Below are 17,617 nucleotides of genomic sequence, written 5' to 3'. Positions count from 1 at the left end.
AGGCTAAAGCACTTCCGTGCTATAGCGACAAGGTACGATAAATTGAAATTACAGTTTGAGAGTATGTTAGCGCTGGCATGTGCAATGATTTGGCTACCAATGTGAAAGATCAACAGCCCCTAGTATGAGTTTTCGTTCATTTAAGGAGCAAGATCATGGACACGACGAAACACGACATCACAACACTATTTGCACAACTTGGGTTACCGAACTCAGAAGCTCAAATAGATGAGTTTATTGCCTCACATGAATTAGAAGACACAACACTGCTCCAAGAAGCTTCTTTTTGGGATGAAGCACAACAGCACTTTTTAGCTGAATCCCTTGCAGAAGACGGTGATTGGAGTGAAGTAATTGACGAGTTAGATGTACGCCTTCGTCAAAGTAAGTAATTTTATTTAATGTCCCTCTCCCTTATTTATTGCTAACATAGCACCTGCGCAGCATTTATATGCTGCGTATTTATTTTATTAAAGAGTTATATACCTAATGAATTCAGTTGTATTTGATGCAATTAAAGTCCTTCTTGGTGAAGGCAAAACTCCTACTGTAGCATTAACTAAAAGTCGTTTGGCACAACCGGTTCCTATGCCGATGATTATTGCTGCAGTAAGCCAATATAAAAATAACCCTGATTCAATTAATAACTTCATGAGAAACCCACAGCAGCCAGAAAATACTGAACTTAAAACCAGTCAGTTAGATAGAATTGAGCAAAAACTCGATAAGCTGCTTGCGCTGCTAGAACAAAAATAATTTGAGACTATAAATGTTCGTTGTTGATTTAACTTTTGATTGCTACCAAGACACCACCTTAGAACAAGCCGAACAAGCAATAAATCGCTTAGTAAATGCACTGCGTTTTAATGGTCAAATAATGGGTGAAGAATTTCCAACCGTTTTAAAGGATGGCTTTTTTATTACCCGTGTTATGTGCCCGACGGAAGATGCCATGCATCCGTTAAATAATAGTCCGTTTGTTAAGCACAGTATCGAAAAATTACACAGTGCTGGGCTACTGGCACCAAAAGTAAAAATAATTGGACAAGATATTCACTCCAATGGGGCTGATTGCTGTAAAGAACCATCGAGCTATATTTTATATACCACGTATGTACACACTTGCAGCCCACTTTATTGTGGTGATGACTTTTTACCTGTGCCGTTATTTCGTATTCCAGCAATTGCCAATGGTGATTACAAAACACTTATAAAGTGGCAAGAGGACTGGCAAGCTTGCGATCAAATTCAAATTAACGGCGCAACCCGTTGTGAATTCCCCGCACTTGAAGAAATATCGAGTATTAAAAGCGACTTATTTAGACGCGGAAAAGACATAACAAAACGCATTAGCTTTTTAACCAAAAAACCGACCTATTATTATTTATACCGCGTGGGCGGTGTAGATAAAACGTCTGAGCTTGAGCGAAAATGCCCTAGCTGTCACGGCAATTGGAAATTACCTGAGCCGTGGTTTGGGTTATTCGACTTTAGGTGTGAGCCGTGTGGTTTAGTATCTAATATATCGTGGGATTTTCAGTGATCACGTTAAATCAATGAGCAAAAACAGCTTGGTGCTAACTGCACCGAGCTGATTGTTTAATAGGACCTAAACCTCTAGCGACTTCAAAAAAGCATTAATGTTAGGTGCAAGCACATGGTGTGTTTTTTTGCCTACGTGCTCTAAACACACTTCACCGGTGTGAATCAAAACGCTTACCAGTAAATCATCTTGATCTGTTAAACCAATAAATACCGTTTCTGGCTGTTTTAACTTACGTTTCATTAAAACGTGACCCGTTATATTTTGTTGTAATAAATTAAAGTCTTCTTCATTCCACGCTTGAAGTAATTTCACTTTGTGGCCATCAATACTGGCTAAAATACTGCCGCCGTACATATGCCCGTATAAAATACTAAGCTCTTTTGGAAATTCAAGCTCAAGTGCACTGGCTAAATTGTTTAGTGACCCCGTAGGCTGCTGCAAAGCCCCCTGCCACTGAATATTTCCTTGCTCGTCTACCTCTCCCACTTCGCACGGACTTGGCCATTGCTCATCATGAGCAATCAGTGGATACTTTGAGGTTTTTTTTAAGGTTTTTTCACTAAATTGTGTGTGAAGTTGGGCTAACTGCATAGCAACAGACATACTGTGAAACTCATTCAAATTAGATATAATGCTCCTATTGTAACTATTTAAGAGCAAACATGACAGATTACAGCAATTCTCCAGATCTAAAAGGCAGTGTATTAGGCCAATCTACCGAGTATGTGGATGTGTATACACCGAGCTTGCTTTTCCCTATTGCACGCAAGCTAAATCGTGATGCTTTAAATATTGATGAAGCCGCACTCCCTTTTAAAGGACAAGACATTTGGACTGGCTACGAGCTTTCATGGCTTAATGCTAAAGGCAAACCACAAGTGGCTGTCGCCCTCTTTATTTTTGAATGTCAGAGCAGCCATATTATTGAGTCAAAGTCGTTTAAACTTTATTTAAATAGCTTTAACCAAACCCGATTTGAAAGCATTGAGGTAGTAAAACAGCACTTAATTGATGACTTATCAAACGCGGTTAACAGCCCCGTAAAAGTGACTTTATATAAGGCTGATGAATTTAATTGCTTACCATGCACACCCCTGCCTGGCGAATGTATTGATGACTTGGATATTGAAATTGATAATTACCATATTGATGCGCATTCACTTAAATCACAACGTGATGAACTCGTAACTGAAACCCTGCATAGCCACTTACTAAAATCTAACTGCTTAATTACCTCGCAACCTGATTGGGCCAGTATTATTATTAGATATACAGGAGAGAAAGTTTGCAGAGAGTCACTATTACGTTATTTAATTTCGTTCAGAACGCATAACGAGTTTCATGAGCAATGTGTAGAGCGTATTTATAGCGATTTAACCACGCAGCTTAATATTAAAGAGCTAGAGGTTTACGCGCGTTATACCCGCCGTGGTGGGCTCGATATAAACCCGTATCGCTCTACGCATTATAACGATACACCGTTCGCGGTTAAAATTAATCGTCAGTAAGTTTTTTTACACTGGAATATGAGTGTTGAAAAAGGAGCCTTGGCTCCTTTTCTATTTGTATATTTAATTAACTTCGCGCTTAGTGGGTATCGGCATGCCACACACATCAACGTAGTTATGTGCTTTAACAAACCAAGGTTCATTACGGTTTTTACGAGCACTGATTAAGTTATTAAACACCGGTGAATTTGTTTTCATTACTTTAAATATAGTTTTATCGCTTTGGACATCGCCAAGCACTTGTATATTAGTAATTGGATTAAATAATTTACCTTCAATTGGTGTACGCGCTAAACGGTTAAAATGCTCTATCCCTTCTAGCACTCGGCCGAACACCGTAATATTTTTATCAAGATAACGCGGCCCTTGCCCTATCGTTACAAAAAACTCCGTGCTTGCACTATTTATATCGTTATCGCGCGCCATTGCAAACACGCCATTGCAGTGTACTTGCCATGTTTTCGTACGTGCTGAATTTTGAGCTACTGCAAAGCCGTTTAAAAAACCGGTAACTGGCGCATATCCGTCGCCATTTAGCTCAGTAATTAAAAGTGGTTTATTTGTTGTTAAATAAAACTCAGCAGGGACTGTTTTATCTGCCGTTTTAATTAACTTTTTACCCGAGCTGTCGCCGCCTTGCGCTACAAAACCTTCAACAAATCGATAAATGTTAGTATTTTTATAGAACCCTTCTCGCGCTAACTTTTTAATATTTTGAACGTGCTTTGGAGCAAACTGTTCATTAAGCTCAATATACGCATCGCCCGTTGGCAGCGTTATCTTTAAAATATTTTGAGCGTCAACTACTCGCCAGTCATTATCTGTTGCACTCGCAATTACCTCACTCGCGCTCATTAAAGGTAACGCTTGTTTAGTAACGTCCTTGTTATGTATTTGAACGCAACCACTTAGTAAAGCGGCTAACAAAACCGACAATATCATTTTTTTCATCACTCACATCCTTATAATTATTATTTTAGTTATTCCCAGTCAAATTTATATAACACATCAACATTTTGATACAACCCACTGGTTATCTCTATATATAGCTGTGAAAGTAATTGATAACGCACAGCCACTTCACTCAATGAGTCAAAAATACCGACGCTATATTTCACTTGTAAACTAGGTGCAACATAACCAGATATTTCTACTTTGGTGTTATCGCCAGTACCTTTAGAGCTTAAGCTTACATCCGACAAACCAAATGTCTCACCGACCTTAGAAACCACCCCTTCACTTCGGCTCACACCTTGAGAAAGTAACAGTTGTGTAAGCATAGCATCGCTTGAGCTGTCACCTTCACCCAGTGGTTGCCCATTAAGTAAATACGCAAGTGCTTGAGCTTGGTCCATTGCAGGCTCAGAAAATATTTTAAGCGTTGGCTGCTCTATATTACCTGTAAGGGTAACGCCTGCAATGACATCATTGGCAGTATTTTCTGGATTACGAATAGCTTTAATATTTAAGTAAGGCTGTTCTATAGATCCACTAAAGCCAATTTGACCTGTCCTTATTATTAAATCTTGTCCAAATGCTAAATAAGTCCCTTCAATTAAATTAAGCTCACCAGTTGCAATCGTGGGCGCTCCCTGGCTCATTTTAATCGCTAAATCTCCAGCGACTCTTGATGCCAAACCAAAGGATTCTACTTTCACATCATTTTTTAAAATAAGTTTTAAGTCAACATCGTAATCAAAAGGCATCTTTTTAGTTGCTGCTGATTTTTGATCCACAATAATTTCATCATCACTCACTTGTACCGCCCCCTCTGGCAGCTCTTCAATCTCTATACGGCCATAGGGTACAATCACTTCACCAACAAGCTTTAATACGTTATTGGCTAAGCCTATTTTTAAATCTGGTGATACTTTAAACACAACACCTTGCTGCGCACGTACAAAAAATTGCTCACCTAATACAGATATGTTGACGATAGGTTGTTCGCCTTGCCAATCAACATCACCACTTAACTTGATTTTGCCACCTTGAGGGTCGTTTAAATTGCCTTTAACTGTTGCTGTTGTTTTGTTAAATAAGATATTTACATTCGACTTTTCAAGAGCAATAGGCAGCTGTTCACCTGCTAAATTAATGTCTTCAATATTCAGTTCGCCATCTAAAAGAGGATCGTTTAACGTACCAGTTAAGGCCACTTGCCCGCTGATAGCCCCCTTTAGCTGTTCAAGTGTTTCTAAAAAAGGTTGTATGTCTGATAATAAAACCTTATCTATATTCACATTCCCCTTTAGGCTTTGTTTATTTTGTATATCATCGATATTTATTTGCGTGGTAATTTTACCCAGTACACTGGATTCTAAATTAGCCTCAAACTTGCCTATTTGCGAATCTGAAAACGCACTGATGTGTAATGTCTCTATTGGCAATTTAAAGCGGTCTTCTTCTGAGGTGAGAATTGCTGTTAATTCACTGGCATTTAAGTTAGCGCGTAATATTTTAAGCGCACCTGACTGCCAATTTGCAGCAAAGTCACCCTTTACGTCGCCTTGTGTGCGAATATTATTGGGCAATAAGTGCTTGAGTTCTTCAAGTGATAAGTTACTTAGCTTTGCACTAAGCTGCCCAAGTGTATTCGTTTGCAATAAAGTATCTATGCACAATTTACTTTTCGCCGATTGCCAACAATGCGCACTTACATCAAAATCATTATTTTGTGTGTTTACCATTAAGGCAATTTTTTTTGTGTTGCTAAAACTTAGTTTATTATCACTCAACGTTATATTGCTTATTTCACCATTCCATACGCTGCTATTCATTTTTCCGTTAACTTCAAACTCTACAGCGCCTTTTTCTGCATCTACTGATGCGGTAACTTGGTGATCTGTTTTGTCGCCACTAATATCAATTTTTACGCTGTTAATTTGCTGTTCGACCACAAGTGCCGAGCCAATACTTACCGCAACATCGGTTTGCCAATCGGCAGCGGTATCTAAATGCCCTTTTAGTGACAGTTTATTTATATTAATTTCATTAAAAATAAAGCTCTCTAGCATTAACGCCAAGTCAACGGATGGAGTAAGCCTATCCCCTCTCACTTTTAAATCAGCATTGCCATTAGCAATAAATGGCAAATTAGCCTCTTCATCACTTTTTAGCATTACTTTGCCATCAACCTGCCAAGTGTCGCCAACGTGTCCGGTTAACTCTAACTCATTGATACCACTAGTTAAATAAAAGCTATCAATATTAGCTTTTAACGTATTGTCTAGCTTAAAGTTTGAAGCGAACTCTAACGGTACGTCATTAAGTAATCCGCTTAACGTTGTATTATTCATTTGTAGCTGCCATTTATCGTCAGCGGCATTAAACGAGCCTTTAAACTGACCTGAAATATCACTGGTGATGGCATCAGTTAAGTACTGCGCTTTTAAGTTAGCAAGCGTGCCATTAAAGTTAGCCTGTATGCCTTTTTGCCAATCAATATTAGCGTTTATAGTGGCACTGCTTTCGTTCGCTTTAATACTTAGCGCTTGTAAGGCTGCTTTGCTGAGACTGCCTTTTAATTTGGTATTTAAGTCAACCGCTGGGTACGCACCTAGTTGGCTACTCGCCTGCAATGTAAGCTGATAGTCGTCGGCATTACCTTGTGCATTAAGACTAACATTTTGCACTTTAAGCTCATTACTTTGTGCATCAATAAGCCACTGTTTAATTTTGCCATTTAACTCAAACGGATAGTTTTTTTGCTTTAAATTTGCTGTTGCCGTTACATTGAGCGGGTATTGTCCCTGCGTTTCTAAATTTAGGTTTAAGTTTGATAAATCACCACTCAACTGCAAGTTGGCTTGGTGCTCTTTACTTTGTAAAACAACATTCCCTTTTACGGGCAAGTTCCCTGCAAGCTCTGCGTTAAGATGCGTATTAAGCTGCCACTGTTCATACTTTGCTGATAATGACTCTAAATTAACAATTGCATCTTCCACACTTAATTGCAGCGCTATGCTCTCAATCACATACTGAATTTCGTCTTGCTCAATCGTGACTTTAGCAATTTCAAACTCTTCAATGACTAAGTCAAGTGGTGACGTAAATTCTATATTAGGCAATGCTGGTAGCTGCGTTAGGGGCGCTTGAGTATTTTGCGCAGTTTGTGCTTTAGGGTCTTGCTCTTTTAATGCAACCAATATACTGGGGATATTCAGACTTTTAACCGTTAGCTTTGAATCGTCTGCTCTTGCTGAAAGTTTAAAGTTATTAACACTTACTTTTGCACTTGGGTGCTCTAGAGTAAATTTATTTATCGTAATGTTTTTTACAGCGATATTAAAAGGTAAACTGATTTTTTCAAGTGTCTGTGCAGGGATTTGCTCTTGTGACTCTGTGGTGTTTAGTAACGTTAAATCTATAGATTTAGCGCTGAAGTTATCTATACAAATACCATCGCACTGCCACCAAAATAAATTGAGCTTTAATTGCTGAGCGTTAAAATCAAGTCCATCGTTCTTAAATTGTACGTTAAACGTATCGTTATATAAAAAACGCCCATTTTTTATATCTATGTTCAAACCATCAACTGCTTTATTAGCACTGTAAGCTATAAACTGATTACCCGGCGCGGTAAATAATAAACAAAATAATATAACCAAAAGGCTCACTAATATGGCACTGACGACTGCGGTTACTTTTTTAAATACTGACATTAAATTTCAGGCCCTATAGTAATACTCAAACGCGTACTTTTACTGCCTTTAGTTACGCCCCATGCATGGTCGATTCTGACAGGGCCCACAGGTGTTAAATAGCGAAAGCCAAACCCAGCACCCACTTCAAATTGGTCTGGAAAATCATTTGTTGCTGTACCACCATCTACAAACAAAGCAGCTCGCCAATTTTGAGCAAACTGGTAATTATATTCAACAGTGCCTGATAGTAAATACTTACCCCCAATCAATTCGCCTTCGTCGTTTTCTGGTGAAATAGACTGGTACGCAAAGCCTCGAACACTTTGATCACCACCGGCGTAAAAGCGTAGTGAAAATGGTACGTTGCTTATATCATCAACAAGCATGGCTCCCACATTAGCTTTTAAAAAAACTAAATGGCGATCTAAATACGTCCTTAACCAAGCATGCTGCAATTGCACTCTTATTAAATTAGTACTCGAAAGCATATCATCCAGAGCGAATTCAGCAGATACCAACCACTGCTCTCCCCAATAAGGCGTAGTTCCCCCTTTCGATTTTTTACGTGCATAACTAATGCCCGGCATTAACATTTCAGTGGTTTTTTCTACTTCATCCCCTATTCGATAGGTTTCTTGATCACGGCGTAAAAATGCGGTTCTTACCCACTTGTTTTCAGTCAACCATTGGCGTTGAGCTTGCCCTGTTAATATTTTGCTATAGGTATCGTTTGTCAGTTCATCTTCTAATTTGTAACCCACCGAGAAGCGCCATAAGTCATCATTAGGATCATCAATAGGTACGGTGTAGGCCATTGAAATGTCTTGCTGCTTTTGTGACACATTTAGATTGCTTTCGAGGTAATGCCCATCTTCTGTTATCCATGGTTTAGACCATTTAAAACGTACTTTGGGGCCTAAATCGGTGCTATACCCACCACCAATTTCGTAACTATTTGCTGGTTTGTGTAAAACATCGACCTTAATTGGCACTTGGCTATTTTTACGTGCTGCAATATCAGCGTATACACGCACACTTGCAAAGTAAGGGGTACTTGATAAATCAAGATTGTAATCGGCAATAAGCGTTGATTTATAAGGCTGGCCCACAGAGAAAGGCGCTAAAGATCGAATATATTTTGCAGCCGGTGTTTTATTCGCTATATCAACAGCACCAAACTGATAGCGCACACCGGTATCAATTAAAAACGTAATAGCCGCGCTACTTTTTTTAAGCGACACTTCTAGTTTTCTTGCTGGCCATTTTGCATCAAAATAACCTAATTCTAATAACATCGACTCTATTTTTTTATGGGCTGAATCGTAAATACCATGATTTAAAACATCACCTTGTTTAATATTGATGTTTTTTACTAATGCTTGAAGAGCCTCATCATTTTTACCATCACCGTTTAAAGCAACGTTAATTGACTCAATTCGGGTTGCAGGGCCTCGTTCAACTTTAACAATTAAGTCGCTGTCGTTTTTGTCAAAATCAACCTCAACAACTGGGCTGTAATAACCTAGCGCTTTTATACTGTTTTCAACTTGTTTTTTAGCATAGCGGCGCAATGTACGTGTTGGTTTTTCACCAATGAGTTGTTTTAAATAAAGAGCAACGTTATTTTCTAGCTCGCCACCAAGCCCTTTTATTTCATAATCTTCAATCACCTTCTCAGAAGAAAAAGCCTGCGTATTAAAAAAAATGAAGAAGACACACATACAACGTAAAAACTGATTGAACAAGTAAATATCCTTTGCTTTATATTTTTAAAATGCCGTTAATTGCAGCTCGCATACTACCATAGTAATAATGAGCCCAGCATTAATTCAAATGTTAAAATTAGTACGCCTTATGCGTTTATTTTGGTTACAATAGCGATAACAAGTACAAAATAATTTAATGAGTTTTTTAATGCAATTTCCTGATGATGATAACGGCCAACTTTTAGCCGAAATAGCCGCTGAAGGCATCGATTTAAATAAAATGCACCAAGTTGATTTTTATATTTTATTTGAACAACAAACTGATGCAGAAAAGTTTGCAAAGGAAATCGTCACTGATGCCTTAGTACAAAATGCTAAAGTTGAAAAGTGCACCGAAACGGGTGTTTGGGAAGTGATTGCTCAAGTTCAAATGGTGCCTGAGCACACATTACTAGGTCAAGCTGAGCAATACATTGAAAGCATTGCCAATAGCTCTAACGGCTATGGCGATGGCTGGGGATTAATGGACAGTGAAGAGGCTTAAACGCTGTTAGTCTAAAATCTTCATCAGTTAAGCTTAACGGCTTAACTGATTCGCTTTTCTAAAACTCCCTTTATAGTCAAATAACTTATCTGCGACTTTCCAACCATATTTTTTACTTTTACGAGCAATAACAAAATCAGGTGACACTAAATCAAATTGTGCATCAAAAACCTGCTGCGCCGATTTAAAATCTATTGGCATTTGTCCATGCCCTACTCGCTTACCAAACTGTTTATTAAATATAAACTGCCCACCTTTATTCGCAAGATTATATATCTCGTCGCAACTTGCGCCATCTTCATCAAAATACGTAACTTTAATCATTTCATCTTTTAGTAAGGAAATACTAAGCCCGCTGCACCTTAATACCAATGCATCTTTTAAATTAAGCGCATTTCTTAGTTTGTCATCAGGATCAGCCATTACTGCACCGCAATCATGGCACTTTCGTGCTGCAATGTCGTTTTGAGCGCCGCACTGCTCGCACTCTTTAAATCTAAAGCGATAATCACACTGTGCTTTGTGCCCCGCATCGTCTTCCAATAAACCTTTACAGCGCCTACCAAAGTGTTCGATTACTTTTCCTGCTGAATCAGTTTTACCCCAAAATATATTCGCAAAACCACATCCAGGGCAAAGTACCTGTACGGGTTCATTATCGCTATCACCTTTTTTATCACCTACTTCAGGATAAAATAAATCAAAACCGTTACCAGCGTAGTCAATAACTAAACAATTTTTCTTTGAATCTGACAATCTTAACCCTCGTCCGACTATTTGCTGATATAAACTTACAGATTCCGTTGGTCTTAAAATAGCAATAAAATCGACTTGAGGCGCATCAAAGCCGGTTGTTAGTACCGATATATTAACTAGATACTTTAATTGCTTAGCTTTAAATTGCTTAATGATTTTATCGCGCTCAGTGTTTGGCGTATCACCTGTTATAAGTGCACTTTGATGAGCTGGTAGGTAGCTTAATATTTCCTGAGCATGTATTACCGTGGCGGCAAAAACCATAACACCTTCACGCTCTTCACTGTATTGAATTACTTGCTGTAATATAGCTTTTGTTGCGCGCTCACTGTTTTTTAAAAGCGCATTCATATCATCAGTCGTGTATTGTCCAAATGCATTGCTATCTAGAGACGAAAAATCATAATGGCTAATAGCAGCATCAACTTCGTTTGGCGGCGTTAAATAATTATGTTTGATCATATACCTGAGCGGCAATTCAAAAATACAACTTTTAAACGGGCTTTCTTTAGTCCCTTTAACAAAGCCATGATAATGATGATGGTAAATCCAGCCCATACCTAATCGAAAAGGCGTTGCGGTTAAACCCAGTACTTTCAGTTCAGGGTTATGTATTTTTAACGCATTAATCACTTTACCGTATTGGCTTTTTTTATCGCCGTTTACTCTGTGGCACTCATCAATAATAAGTAAAGAATAATGCTCATTCAATTTATCTAAATTGCGAGATAACGATTGCACACTAGCAAAGGTAACTTGATGAGTAAGCGACTTTTCTTTCAAGCCTGCTGAAAATATACTCGCCTCTAAATTAAAGCTTTTGTACTTTTGTGCGTTTTGCTCAACTAATTCTTTTACGTGAGCAAGTACTAATATTTTTTGTTTAGCAATGCGGGCAAGTTCAGCAATAACTAAACTCTTACCGGCACCAGTAGGCAATACAATAACAGCAGGCTCATTGGTTTTTCTAAAATGCAAAACGCTGCGCTCTACCGCTTCTTGCTGGTAAGGTCTTAGTTTATAGCTCATGGGAAAACAATTAGGTTTTAATAAGAAGATTTTAGCAAAGAATGGTTAGAACGTTTAAGCTTTAATTTTATTTAAATAGAGGCTTAATAAAAAAACCCTATAAATAAGATTATTTATAGGGTTCATCTTTTGAGACTTTAATTACCTAAGTAATTAAAACTCAACGCTTAGGTTAGCGAAGAAACGTCTACCTATAGCATCGTAAATCGCTTCATTTCCACCGCTCGCTGAAATATAAGCTGGCGGTAATTTGTCAGTAAGATTACGAATACCAAAACCTACACGTGTATTATCAAACACGTGATAACTTGCAGAAATATCATGCGATATAATAGATCCTACATAACCTGGTTGAAGATCTTCTTCAATATCGCCTTCTGGTGATAAATCAAATCTAGCAGAACGGTCTATAAAACGTGAAGTCCAGTTTACTACTAAGTCATTGTATTTATATACTGCAGAGAATCTTGCTTGCCACTCTGGATCACCTACTTCACCGTTTTCTACATTAACTTTATCTGGGCGATTTTGAAATTCGAAATCTTCAAGCTCAATAAGGTGATTCACAAAAAGGTTAAGTTTTAAGTCACCCTCTAAAGAGTAATCAGCCAAATTCATGCTGTAATCAAAATCAGCTTCAATACCACGCGTAGTTGTAGCTGCTGCGTTTAAATAGCCTGAGCGAACTAAAGCAACATCGTTTGTTGTTGGATCACGGTCTATCTGAGAACAGAACGACTGATCTGGTCCACCTGCAGCGTCAACACAGTTATCTGCAATGCTTTGTGTTGCAATGAATGAAATCGCATCTTCGATTTCAATATCATAGTAATCAACTGTAACCGAGAAGTTCTCAAAGAAGCTAGGAGTCCATACAACACCAGCTGTAAGTGAAGTTGATGTTTCTGACTCTAAGTTTGGATTACCACCACTAATAACGTCTACACTAACATTATCATTTGCTTGGAAGTCAGCTGGGATACCTAGCGCAGCACAGTTAGATGCACGATTTGGATTATCACCAACATTGTCGGCATCACAAGGATCTGCAACACGGCCAAAACCCGGTGATTGTGGATCAAAGGCTTCTGTAATATTTGGTGCTCTCACTGCTTGACCATATGTACCACGTAAACGAACATCATCAATTGGACGGTATAAAATACCCACTTTCCAAGCATCCGCTGTACCTGCATGAGAATAATCAGCTGTTCTATAAGCAGCATCAAGGCTAAGTTCTTTTGCAAAAGCAACGTCAGTTAAGAAAGGTAAGTTAACCTCAATAAACCCTTCTGTAACATCAAACTCACCATAGGCATCTGGAGTAGCTGCATTGGTTAAAAAGCCTGCTTTAGTAAACTCATCTGTTATACTTTCAGAAGTTTCTTCTCTGTATTCAAAACCTGCTGCAAAACCAACTGCACCACCTTGCAATTCAAAAAATTCACCTGTATCAAAAGTTACACTACCGCCAATAAATTCTTGTGTAATTTTATCTGTACGAGTAACGTCCGCTGAGACATAGTCTTTTGCCGCATCAGAAGCTTGACCAAAACCAAATGCATTGTACGGCGTACAAGCACCAGGGTTAACACCCGCTGGATCTGTATAGCCTTCACCCTGCAAACTCTTAACCTGACTTCTACACGCAACCTCACCAGTAGCTGGGTCGATTACAGCATCAAGTGCGGCTGTTAAGTTACTTGGGATAAGATCATTAAGTGTTTTACGACGGTTATCTGTTTGACCATAAACATAATAAAAATCATAGTCAAAATCTGTTTCGCTTAAAGTAAACAACCCTTTAAATCCAGTAACAATTCGGAATAGCTCACGCTTGTTATCAGCACTTCGATTTCCTAGCTCACCGAAGAACTTAGCCATAGCTATGCTGCTAGTACCTTCATTTAATAATTTTTGACGTAGGTCACGATCTAAATAAGGATTATCTTCAACATTTATATTAATGTTGCCAAATCGGAAAGAAGGTTGAAATTGCTGTTCAATTTCAGAACGAATAAATTTAAAATCACTATAAAACGCGTGATCATCTGTAATGTTAAAATTCAGAGTAGAACCGATTGTGATTTTTTCTAGTTCAGGTAATAAATTCTCATAATTTTGAGTATTCGCACAGAATTGACAACCATCAGGGAAATTACCAAAAGCAAAACTACCACTAGCTTCACGAGCTGGCATTAATTCAGGCACACCGTTTTGGTTAAACGTGTAAATACTACCATTTTCACCAAATGGATTGATAACACCGTAGTCACTAATCCTCTCTGACAATACGTTTGGAACAGTTATTCTGTCTGGAATACCGTCATTTTCACCTGTATCTAATGGATTATCAACTGTGCCATAACCATTAGCTTGACGTAGATCAGTACCTAGAACTTGCCTAACTCTATCTTTACCAGCAAAGAATGTAATATTACCTTTACCGCCAGCAATTTCAGTACCGGCAACAATGCTTAAACTATGATTTTCAGTCCCTACACCTTCAGTTGAATTACCAACAGATGCATTGAATTGCAGGCCATCAAAACTCTCTTTTAAAATAACATTCACAACACCTGAAACAGCGTCTGAACCATAGATAGCAGAAGCACCACCTGTTATGATTTCAATTCTCTCTATTAAAGCTGAAGGAATTGCATTTAAATCTACTTGTGAAGAACCTGGCGCTCCAGCAACATGGCGTTTACCATTAACAAGAACCAATGTTCTTGCTGCACCTAAACGTCTTAAATCCGCTGAGCTTACACCAGCAGCTTCGTTACTATCATTATTTCCGACTAACGTATCTGTAGAGCCAATTGCAGGTAATTCCGCTAAGATACTACCCAAATCTGGAGTACCAGCTTTTGCGATGTCTTCTGCTGAAATAGTAACAATTGGTGCTGGCTGAGAAAGGCTCGCTTTACTAATGCGCGAACCTGTGACCTGAATACGCTCTACTTTTTCAGCGCCTTCATCTGCAGCTATTGAGTTTGCAGAAAAAACAGCTGTTGATGCTGTACCAAAAGCGATCGCTAAGCGAACAGCCTTTGAAATTTTATTGTTTAACATTAGATTCTCCCTAGAATACTTATTTATTATATATGCTTAATTTTTTATATTAATGCGCAACAAAACCCAGTTTAGTAAGACTAAGAAAGCCTTTATAAAGTTATAATATGGCTTTGTTGAGTGACGAATGATAGTACTAGTGAAACAATGAGGTCAACACATTATTAACTTTCGTATAGTAAAAATAACAAAAGACTTTTTTATTGCCTGTTCATATTAATTTATAAGTAACTGATTTAATATAAAAATCACAATCATCAATTTAATAACTGTAATCATTAAAAAATAAAACCCTTTAACAACAAACACTTATTTTTTTGTGAAAGTTTGTAACAAAAGTTCAATTTAAATATAGAAACATGGATATTTAGATAGGCTTAAAAAGGCATCTTTAAAGCAATTAAATTACACAGTTATTATTTCTAACTATATAAAGTACAAAAATTAGCTTTACTATCAATCGAATAATGTTTTTTGCACATGTGAATCATCGATTGAACTCGTGATCATTTCTGCAATTGGCTCTAGTTGTTTGCGAACATAGATCTCATAGTTGAACTTGTTAAATGTATTATAGATTTCTGCACCTGTTAGTGTGTAAACGTATTCAATTATTTGCCCTCGTCTTACTTCGAAATCAGGGTTGTTAACTTTATGTTTTTTTATTGCTTGAACATGTGGAGGAATATTTTTGATGTAATCACTTAAGTTTTGTCCTAAGCGTTTTCGGTATATCAATTTATTATCAAACGCCCCTGTATGTAGTTTTTTTGTATAACTATCTATAATTACATGCAGTTGCTCTATGTTAAAGCTGTCGCTAAAAAGAGTTTTAAATAGCTCGGTTTGAAACTCTTGAGCAAGTTCGGTCCAATCACTGCGTACCGTTTCCATACCTTTGAAGATAAGTTCAGGCATACTGTTTTTAATGATTTGGCCTACATAGCGTTTTTTTGAACCTGTTTTTTTACCTCTAATTGTGGGCATAAAAAATGGGCTGTAATGGGTTTCAAACTCAATTTCCAAATAGCTAGTAAGCCCAAAACGTTCTTTAATATCATGACTCCACGTATTATTAATGTAGAGTGTTAAATCTTTACCTATTTGATTGCAACTCAAAGCCGTTAGCTGATCATCAACCTTTACAAAAATAGAATCGGTATCGCCATAAATCACTTCATAACCTAACTTTTCTATCCACTTACGGGTTGTTTGCATAATTTCATGCCCGCGTAATGTTATCGAACTTGAAAGTCGGGGATCGTAAAATCGGCAGCCTTTAGAGCCAAGTACGCCATATAAGCTGTTCATTATAATTTTGATCGCTTGTGAAAGCATTGGCTGTTCAGTGTCTTTTGCCTTCTGACGGGTATGTGTTAAGTGCTTAATTAACTTTGGCAAGTGGTGTACACTTTTGGAAAAAAGTGCGTTGTTGAAACCTTCAACGGCATCCTTAGGTGAGTTTAACCCCTTAATAAGCCCAAGGGGGTCAATACAAAATGTGCGCATAATAGAAGGATATAAACTTTTAAAATCCAGAACGAGTATATTTTTGTAAAGCCCAGGTATCGATTCCATTACATACCCACCGGGGCTTTCAAACGACAAACCGTGATCGCCTAAATTTGGCGCAACATACCCGCTGCGATGTAGTAATGGCAAATATAAGTTAGTAAATGCTGCAACAGAGCCCCCCATTCGCTCAAGCTCAAGACCTGTTAGTTGAGTCCTCACTATTGCAAATTCAAAAAGTTGTAACTGAGTAAAAATCCTATTAACGAGAATGCAGTCTTGTCGGTTATAGGCGGCTAAACTCAATTTATCTTCGTTAAATTGGCGAATAATTTCGCTTAAACGATTATTCGCCTGAATTAACTTAGACTCGCCAAGTACCTTACGAGAAATGTTCGCAAGTGAGTAATTGTCAAAGTGATAAGTGGCATTTTTTAAGGTATCAATGCCATCTATAACACTTCGCCCCGGTAACGACAGACGCGTATAGTGCCCTGTTGTTATATTTAAAGGTTGCTGCTCTCTGCCAAAATTAAGCGTTATTCCCAGCGCCTCCGCTCTCGTGTTAAGAACGCTAAAATCAAATTCAATGACATTCCAACCAACAATAATGTCAGGATCATTATTATTGATATACTGCTGTAGCTTTTGTAGTAGATTAATCTCGTCAAAGCACCAATCTATATTAAATGGCTGATTATGCTGTTGAGGCTCACCAATCATTAAAACGGTATCAAGGCCATTTCCTACTAGTCCAACCGAAAACAATACGCCTTCACCATTGCACTCAATATCTAATGAGAGCGATGTCAGCGTGGGTGTATATTCAGGGCTCGCCTTTAATTTGGCATTATTAATTAAAATAAAACCATCTTTTTGAGACACATCCCCTGTAACCCATACGCCGCCTTTAATAAAACGTTCCATTAAAAAACGATCGCTGTGACGTATATCTGCTTCGTATATACTTAAGTGCGGCTCAAGAAGTGTACGTGCTTTATAAAGGGTACTTGCATCATTAAAATAACATCCTATACATGCAGCTCCGCTAAAATGTCGCATGTCTACTACTTTAAAATTGGCGCTTAGGTTTGCCTTATTTAATGCAGCTTTGGCAAAGTCATGTTTTTCTTGAGGGATAAAAAACACAGCTTGTTGATCCTCAACGAGCACTTTAATAGGACCTTGCTCTGATACGAGCCAATAACACAAGGTGATCCCTCGTCTACTTTTTGACGAGTATTGTTGCCTTGATAAAATAAAGCCCTGATAGATTGCTTGTGTCAATGTACGATCCC

At 38.0% G+C, this 17,617-nt stretch carries 12 protein-coding genes and 1 pseudogene; 6 read left to right on the top strand and 7 right to left on the bottom strand.

The window, feature by feature from the left end; translation table 11 throughout:
- From H5119_RS20445 to H5119_RS07275, 4 genes and pseudogenes are all read left to right on the top strand, one after another.
- A pseudogene (locus H5119_RS20445) lies at window positions 1-105 on the top strand (IS5/IS1182 family transposase); the annotation flags it as partial.
- Window positions 106-155: 50 nt separating this feature from the next.
- Window positions 156-392 carry a DUF2789 domain-containing protein gene (locus H5119_RS07285; RefSeq protein ID WP_182701747.1) on the top strand — a complete coding sequence of 79 codons (237 nt, stop codon included), beginning with the start codon at window positions 156-158 and terminating at the stop codon, window positions 390-392.
- A gap of 97 nt (window positions 393-489) precedes the next feature.
- Window positions 490-756: a hypothetical protein gene (locus tag H5119_RS07280; RefSeq protein WP_077537523.1), complete on the top strand. Its 267-nt coding sequence runs from the start codon at window positions 490-492 to the stop codon at window positions 754-756.
- Window positions 757-769: 13 nt separating this feature from the next.
- Complete coding sequence (locus H5119_RS07275; protein ID WP_182701746.1) at window positions 770-1,543, top strand: Zn-ribbon-containing protein; 774 nt, start codon at window positions 770-772, stop codon at window positions 1,541-1,543.
- 66 nt (window positions 1,544-1,609) lie between these two features.
- On the opposite strand, the gene syd is transcribed toward H5119_RS07275, so the two are convergent.
- Window positions 1,610-2,149, bottom strand: a complete 540-nt coding sequence (syd, locus tag H5119_RS07270) for a SecY-interacting protein (protein WP_182701751.1) — start codon at window positions 2,147-2,149, stop codon at window positions 1,610-1,612.
- A gap of 59 nt (window positions 2,150-2,208) precedes the next feature.
- Between syd and queF the strand changes: the two genes are divergently transcribed.
- The gene (gene queF / locus H5119_RS07265; RefSeq protein WP_182701745.1) at window positions 2,209-3,054 is read left to right on the top strand and encodes an NADPH-dependent 7-cyano-7-deazaguanine reductase QueF; all 846 of its coding nucleotides are present in this window, start codon (window positions 2,209-2,211) and stop codon (window positions 3,052-3,054) included.
- A 63-nt stretch (window positions 3,055-3,117) separates the two neighbouring features.
- Here the strand turns inward: queF and H5119_RS07260 are convergent, their stop codons facing one another.
- The 3 genes from H5119_RS07260 to H5119_RS07250 are packed head-to-tail and all read right to left on the bottom strand — an operon-like array spanning window position 3,118 to window position 9,442.
- Window positions 3,118-4,005, bottom strand: a complete 888-nt coding sequence (locus H5119_RS07260) for a peptidylprolyl isomerase (protein WP_182701744.1) — start codon at window positions 4,003-4,005, stop codon at window positions 3,118-3,120.
- Between the two features lie 29 nt (window positions 4,006-4,034).
- Complete coding sequence (locus H5119_RS07255) at window positions 4,035-7,715, bottom strand: translocation/assembly module TamB domain-containing protein (RefSeq protein WP_182701743.1); 3,681 nt, start codon at window positions 7,713-7,715, stop codon at window positions 4,035-4,037.
- Window positions 7,715-9,442 carry an autotransporter assembly complex family protein gene (locus H5119_RS07250; protein WP_182701742.1) on the bottom strand — a complete coding sequence of 576 codons (1,728 nt, stop codon included), beginning with the start codon at window positions 9,440-9,442 and terminating at the stop codon, window positions 7,715-7,717. The genes H5119_RS07255 and H5119_RS07250 overlap by 1 nt, the downstream gene beginning before the upstream one ends.
- A gap of 169 nt (window positions 9,443-9,611) precedes the next feature.
- Between H5119_RS07250 and H5119_RS07245 the strand changes: the two genes are divergently transcribed.
- Entirely contained in the window at window positions 9,612-9,947 is a 336-nt protein-coding gene (locus tag H5119_RS07245; protein WP_182701741.1) for a ribonuclease E inhibitor RraB, read from the top strand.
- 33 nt (window positions 9,948-9,980) lie between these two features.
- On the opposite strand, the gene H5119_RS07240 is transcribed toward H5119_RS07245, so the two are convergent.
- The 3 genes from H5119_RS07240 to H5119_RS07230 all read right to left on the bottom strand — a co-directional run bounded on the left by H5119_RS07240 (window position 9,981) and on the right by H5119_RS07230 (window position 17,606).
- On the bottom strand, window positions 9,981-11,732 hold the full coding sequence (locus H5119_RS07240) for a DEAD/DEAH box helicase (protein WP_182701740.1): 1,752 nt from the start codon (window positions 11,730-11,732) through the stop codon (window positions 9,981-9,983).
- Between the two features lie 153 nt (window positions 11,733-11,885).
- Complete coding sequence (locus H5119_RS07235; RefSeq protein WP_182701739.1) at window positions 11,886-14,807, bottom strand: TonB-dependent receptor domain-containing protein; 2,922 nt, start codon at window positions 14,805-14,807, stop codon at window positions 11,886-11,888.
- Window positions 14,808-15,263: 456 nt separating this feature from the next.
- On the bottom strand, window positions 15,264-17,606 hold the full coding sequence (locus H5119_RS07230) for a DNA polymerase II (RefSeq protein ID WP_182701738.1): 2,343 nt from the start codon (window positions 17,604-17,606) through the stop codon (window positions 15,264-15,266).
- Between the last annotated feature and the right edge of the window lie 11 nt (window positions 17,607-17,617).

The organism is Pseudoalteromonas sp. SG45-5 (assembly GCF_014164085.1).
In the GTDB taxonomy this organism is placed as follows: domain Bacteria; phylum Pseudomonadota; class Gammaproteobacteria; order Enterobacterales; family Alteromonadaceae; genus Pseudoalteromonas; species Pseudoalteromonas aliena.
This window is presented reverse-complemented; position numbering and strand designations above follow the sequence as displayed.

What these genes read in the sequence shown, in the direction of transcription:
- H5119_RS07285 (WP_182701747.1), top strand. Translation starts at nt 156, where the DNA reads ATGGACACGACGAAACACGACATCACAACACTATTTGCACAACTTGGG.
- H5119_RS07280 (WP_077537523.1), top strand. Translation starts at nt 490, where the DNA reads ATGAATTCAGTTGTATTTGATGCAATTAAAGTCCTTCTTGGTGAAGGC.
- H5119_RS07275 (WP_182701746.1), top strand. Translation starts at nt 770, where the DNA reads ATGTTCGTTGTTGATTTAACTTTTGATTGCTACCAAGACACCACCTTA.
- syd (WP_182701751.1), bottom strand. Translation starts at nt 2,149, where the DNA reads ATGTCTGTTGCTATGCAGTTAGCCCAACTTCACACACAATTTAGTGAA.
- queF (WP_182701745.1), top strand. Translation starts at nt 2,209, where the DNA reads ATGACAGATTACAGCAATTCTCCAGATCTAAAAGGCAGTGTATTAGGC.
- H5119_RS07260 (WP_182701744.1), bottom strand. Translation starts at nt 4,005, where the DNA reads ATGAAAAAAATGATATTGTCGGTTTTGTTAGCCGCTTTACTAAGTGGT.
- H5119_RS07255 (WP_182701743.1), bottom strand. Translation starts at nt 7,715, where the DNA reads ATGTCAGTATTTAAAAAAGTAACCGCAGTCGTCAGTGCCATATTAGTG.
- H5119_RS07245 (WP_182701741.1), top strand. Translation starts at nt 9,612, where the DNA reads ATGCAATTTCCTGATGATGATAACGGCCAACTTTTAGCCGAAATAGCC.
- H5119_RS07240 (WP_182701740.1), bottom strand. Translation starts at nt 11,732, where the DNA reads ATGAGCTATAAACTAAGACCTTACCAGCAAGAAGCGGTAGAGCGCAGC.
- H5119_RS07235 (WP_182701739.1), bottom strand. Translation starts at nt 14,807, where the DNA reads ATGTTAAACAATAAAATTTCAAAGGCTGTTCGCTTAGCGATCGCTTTT.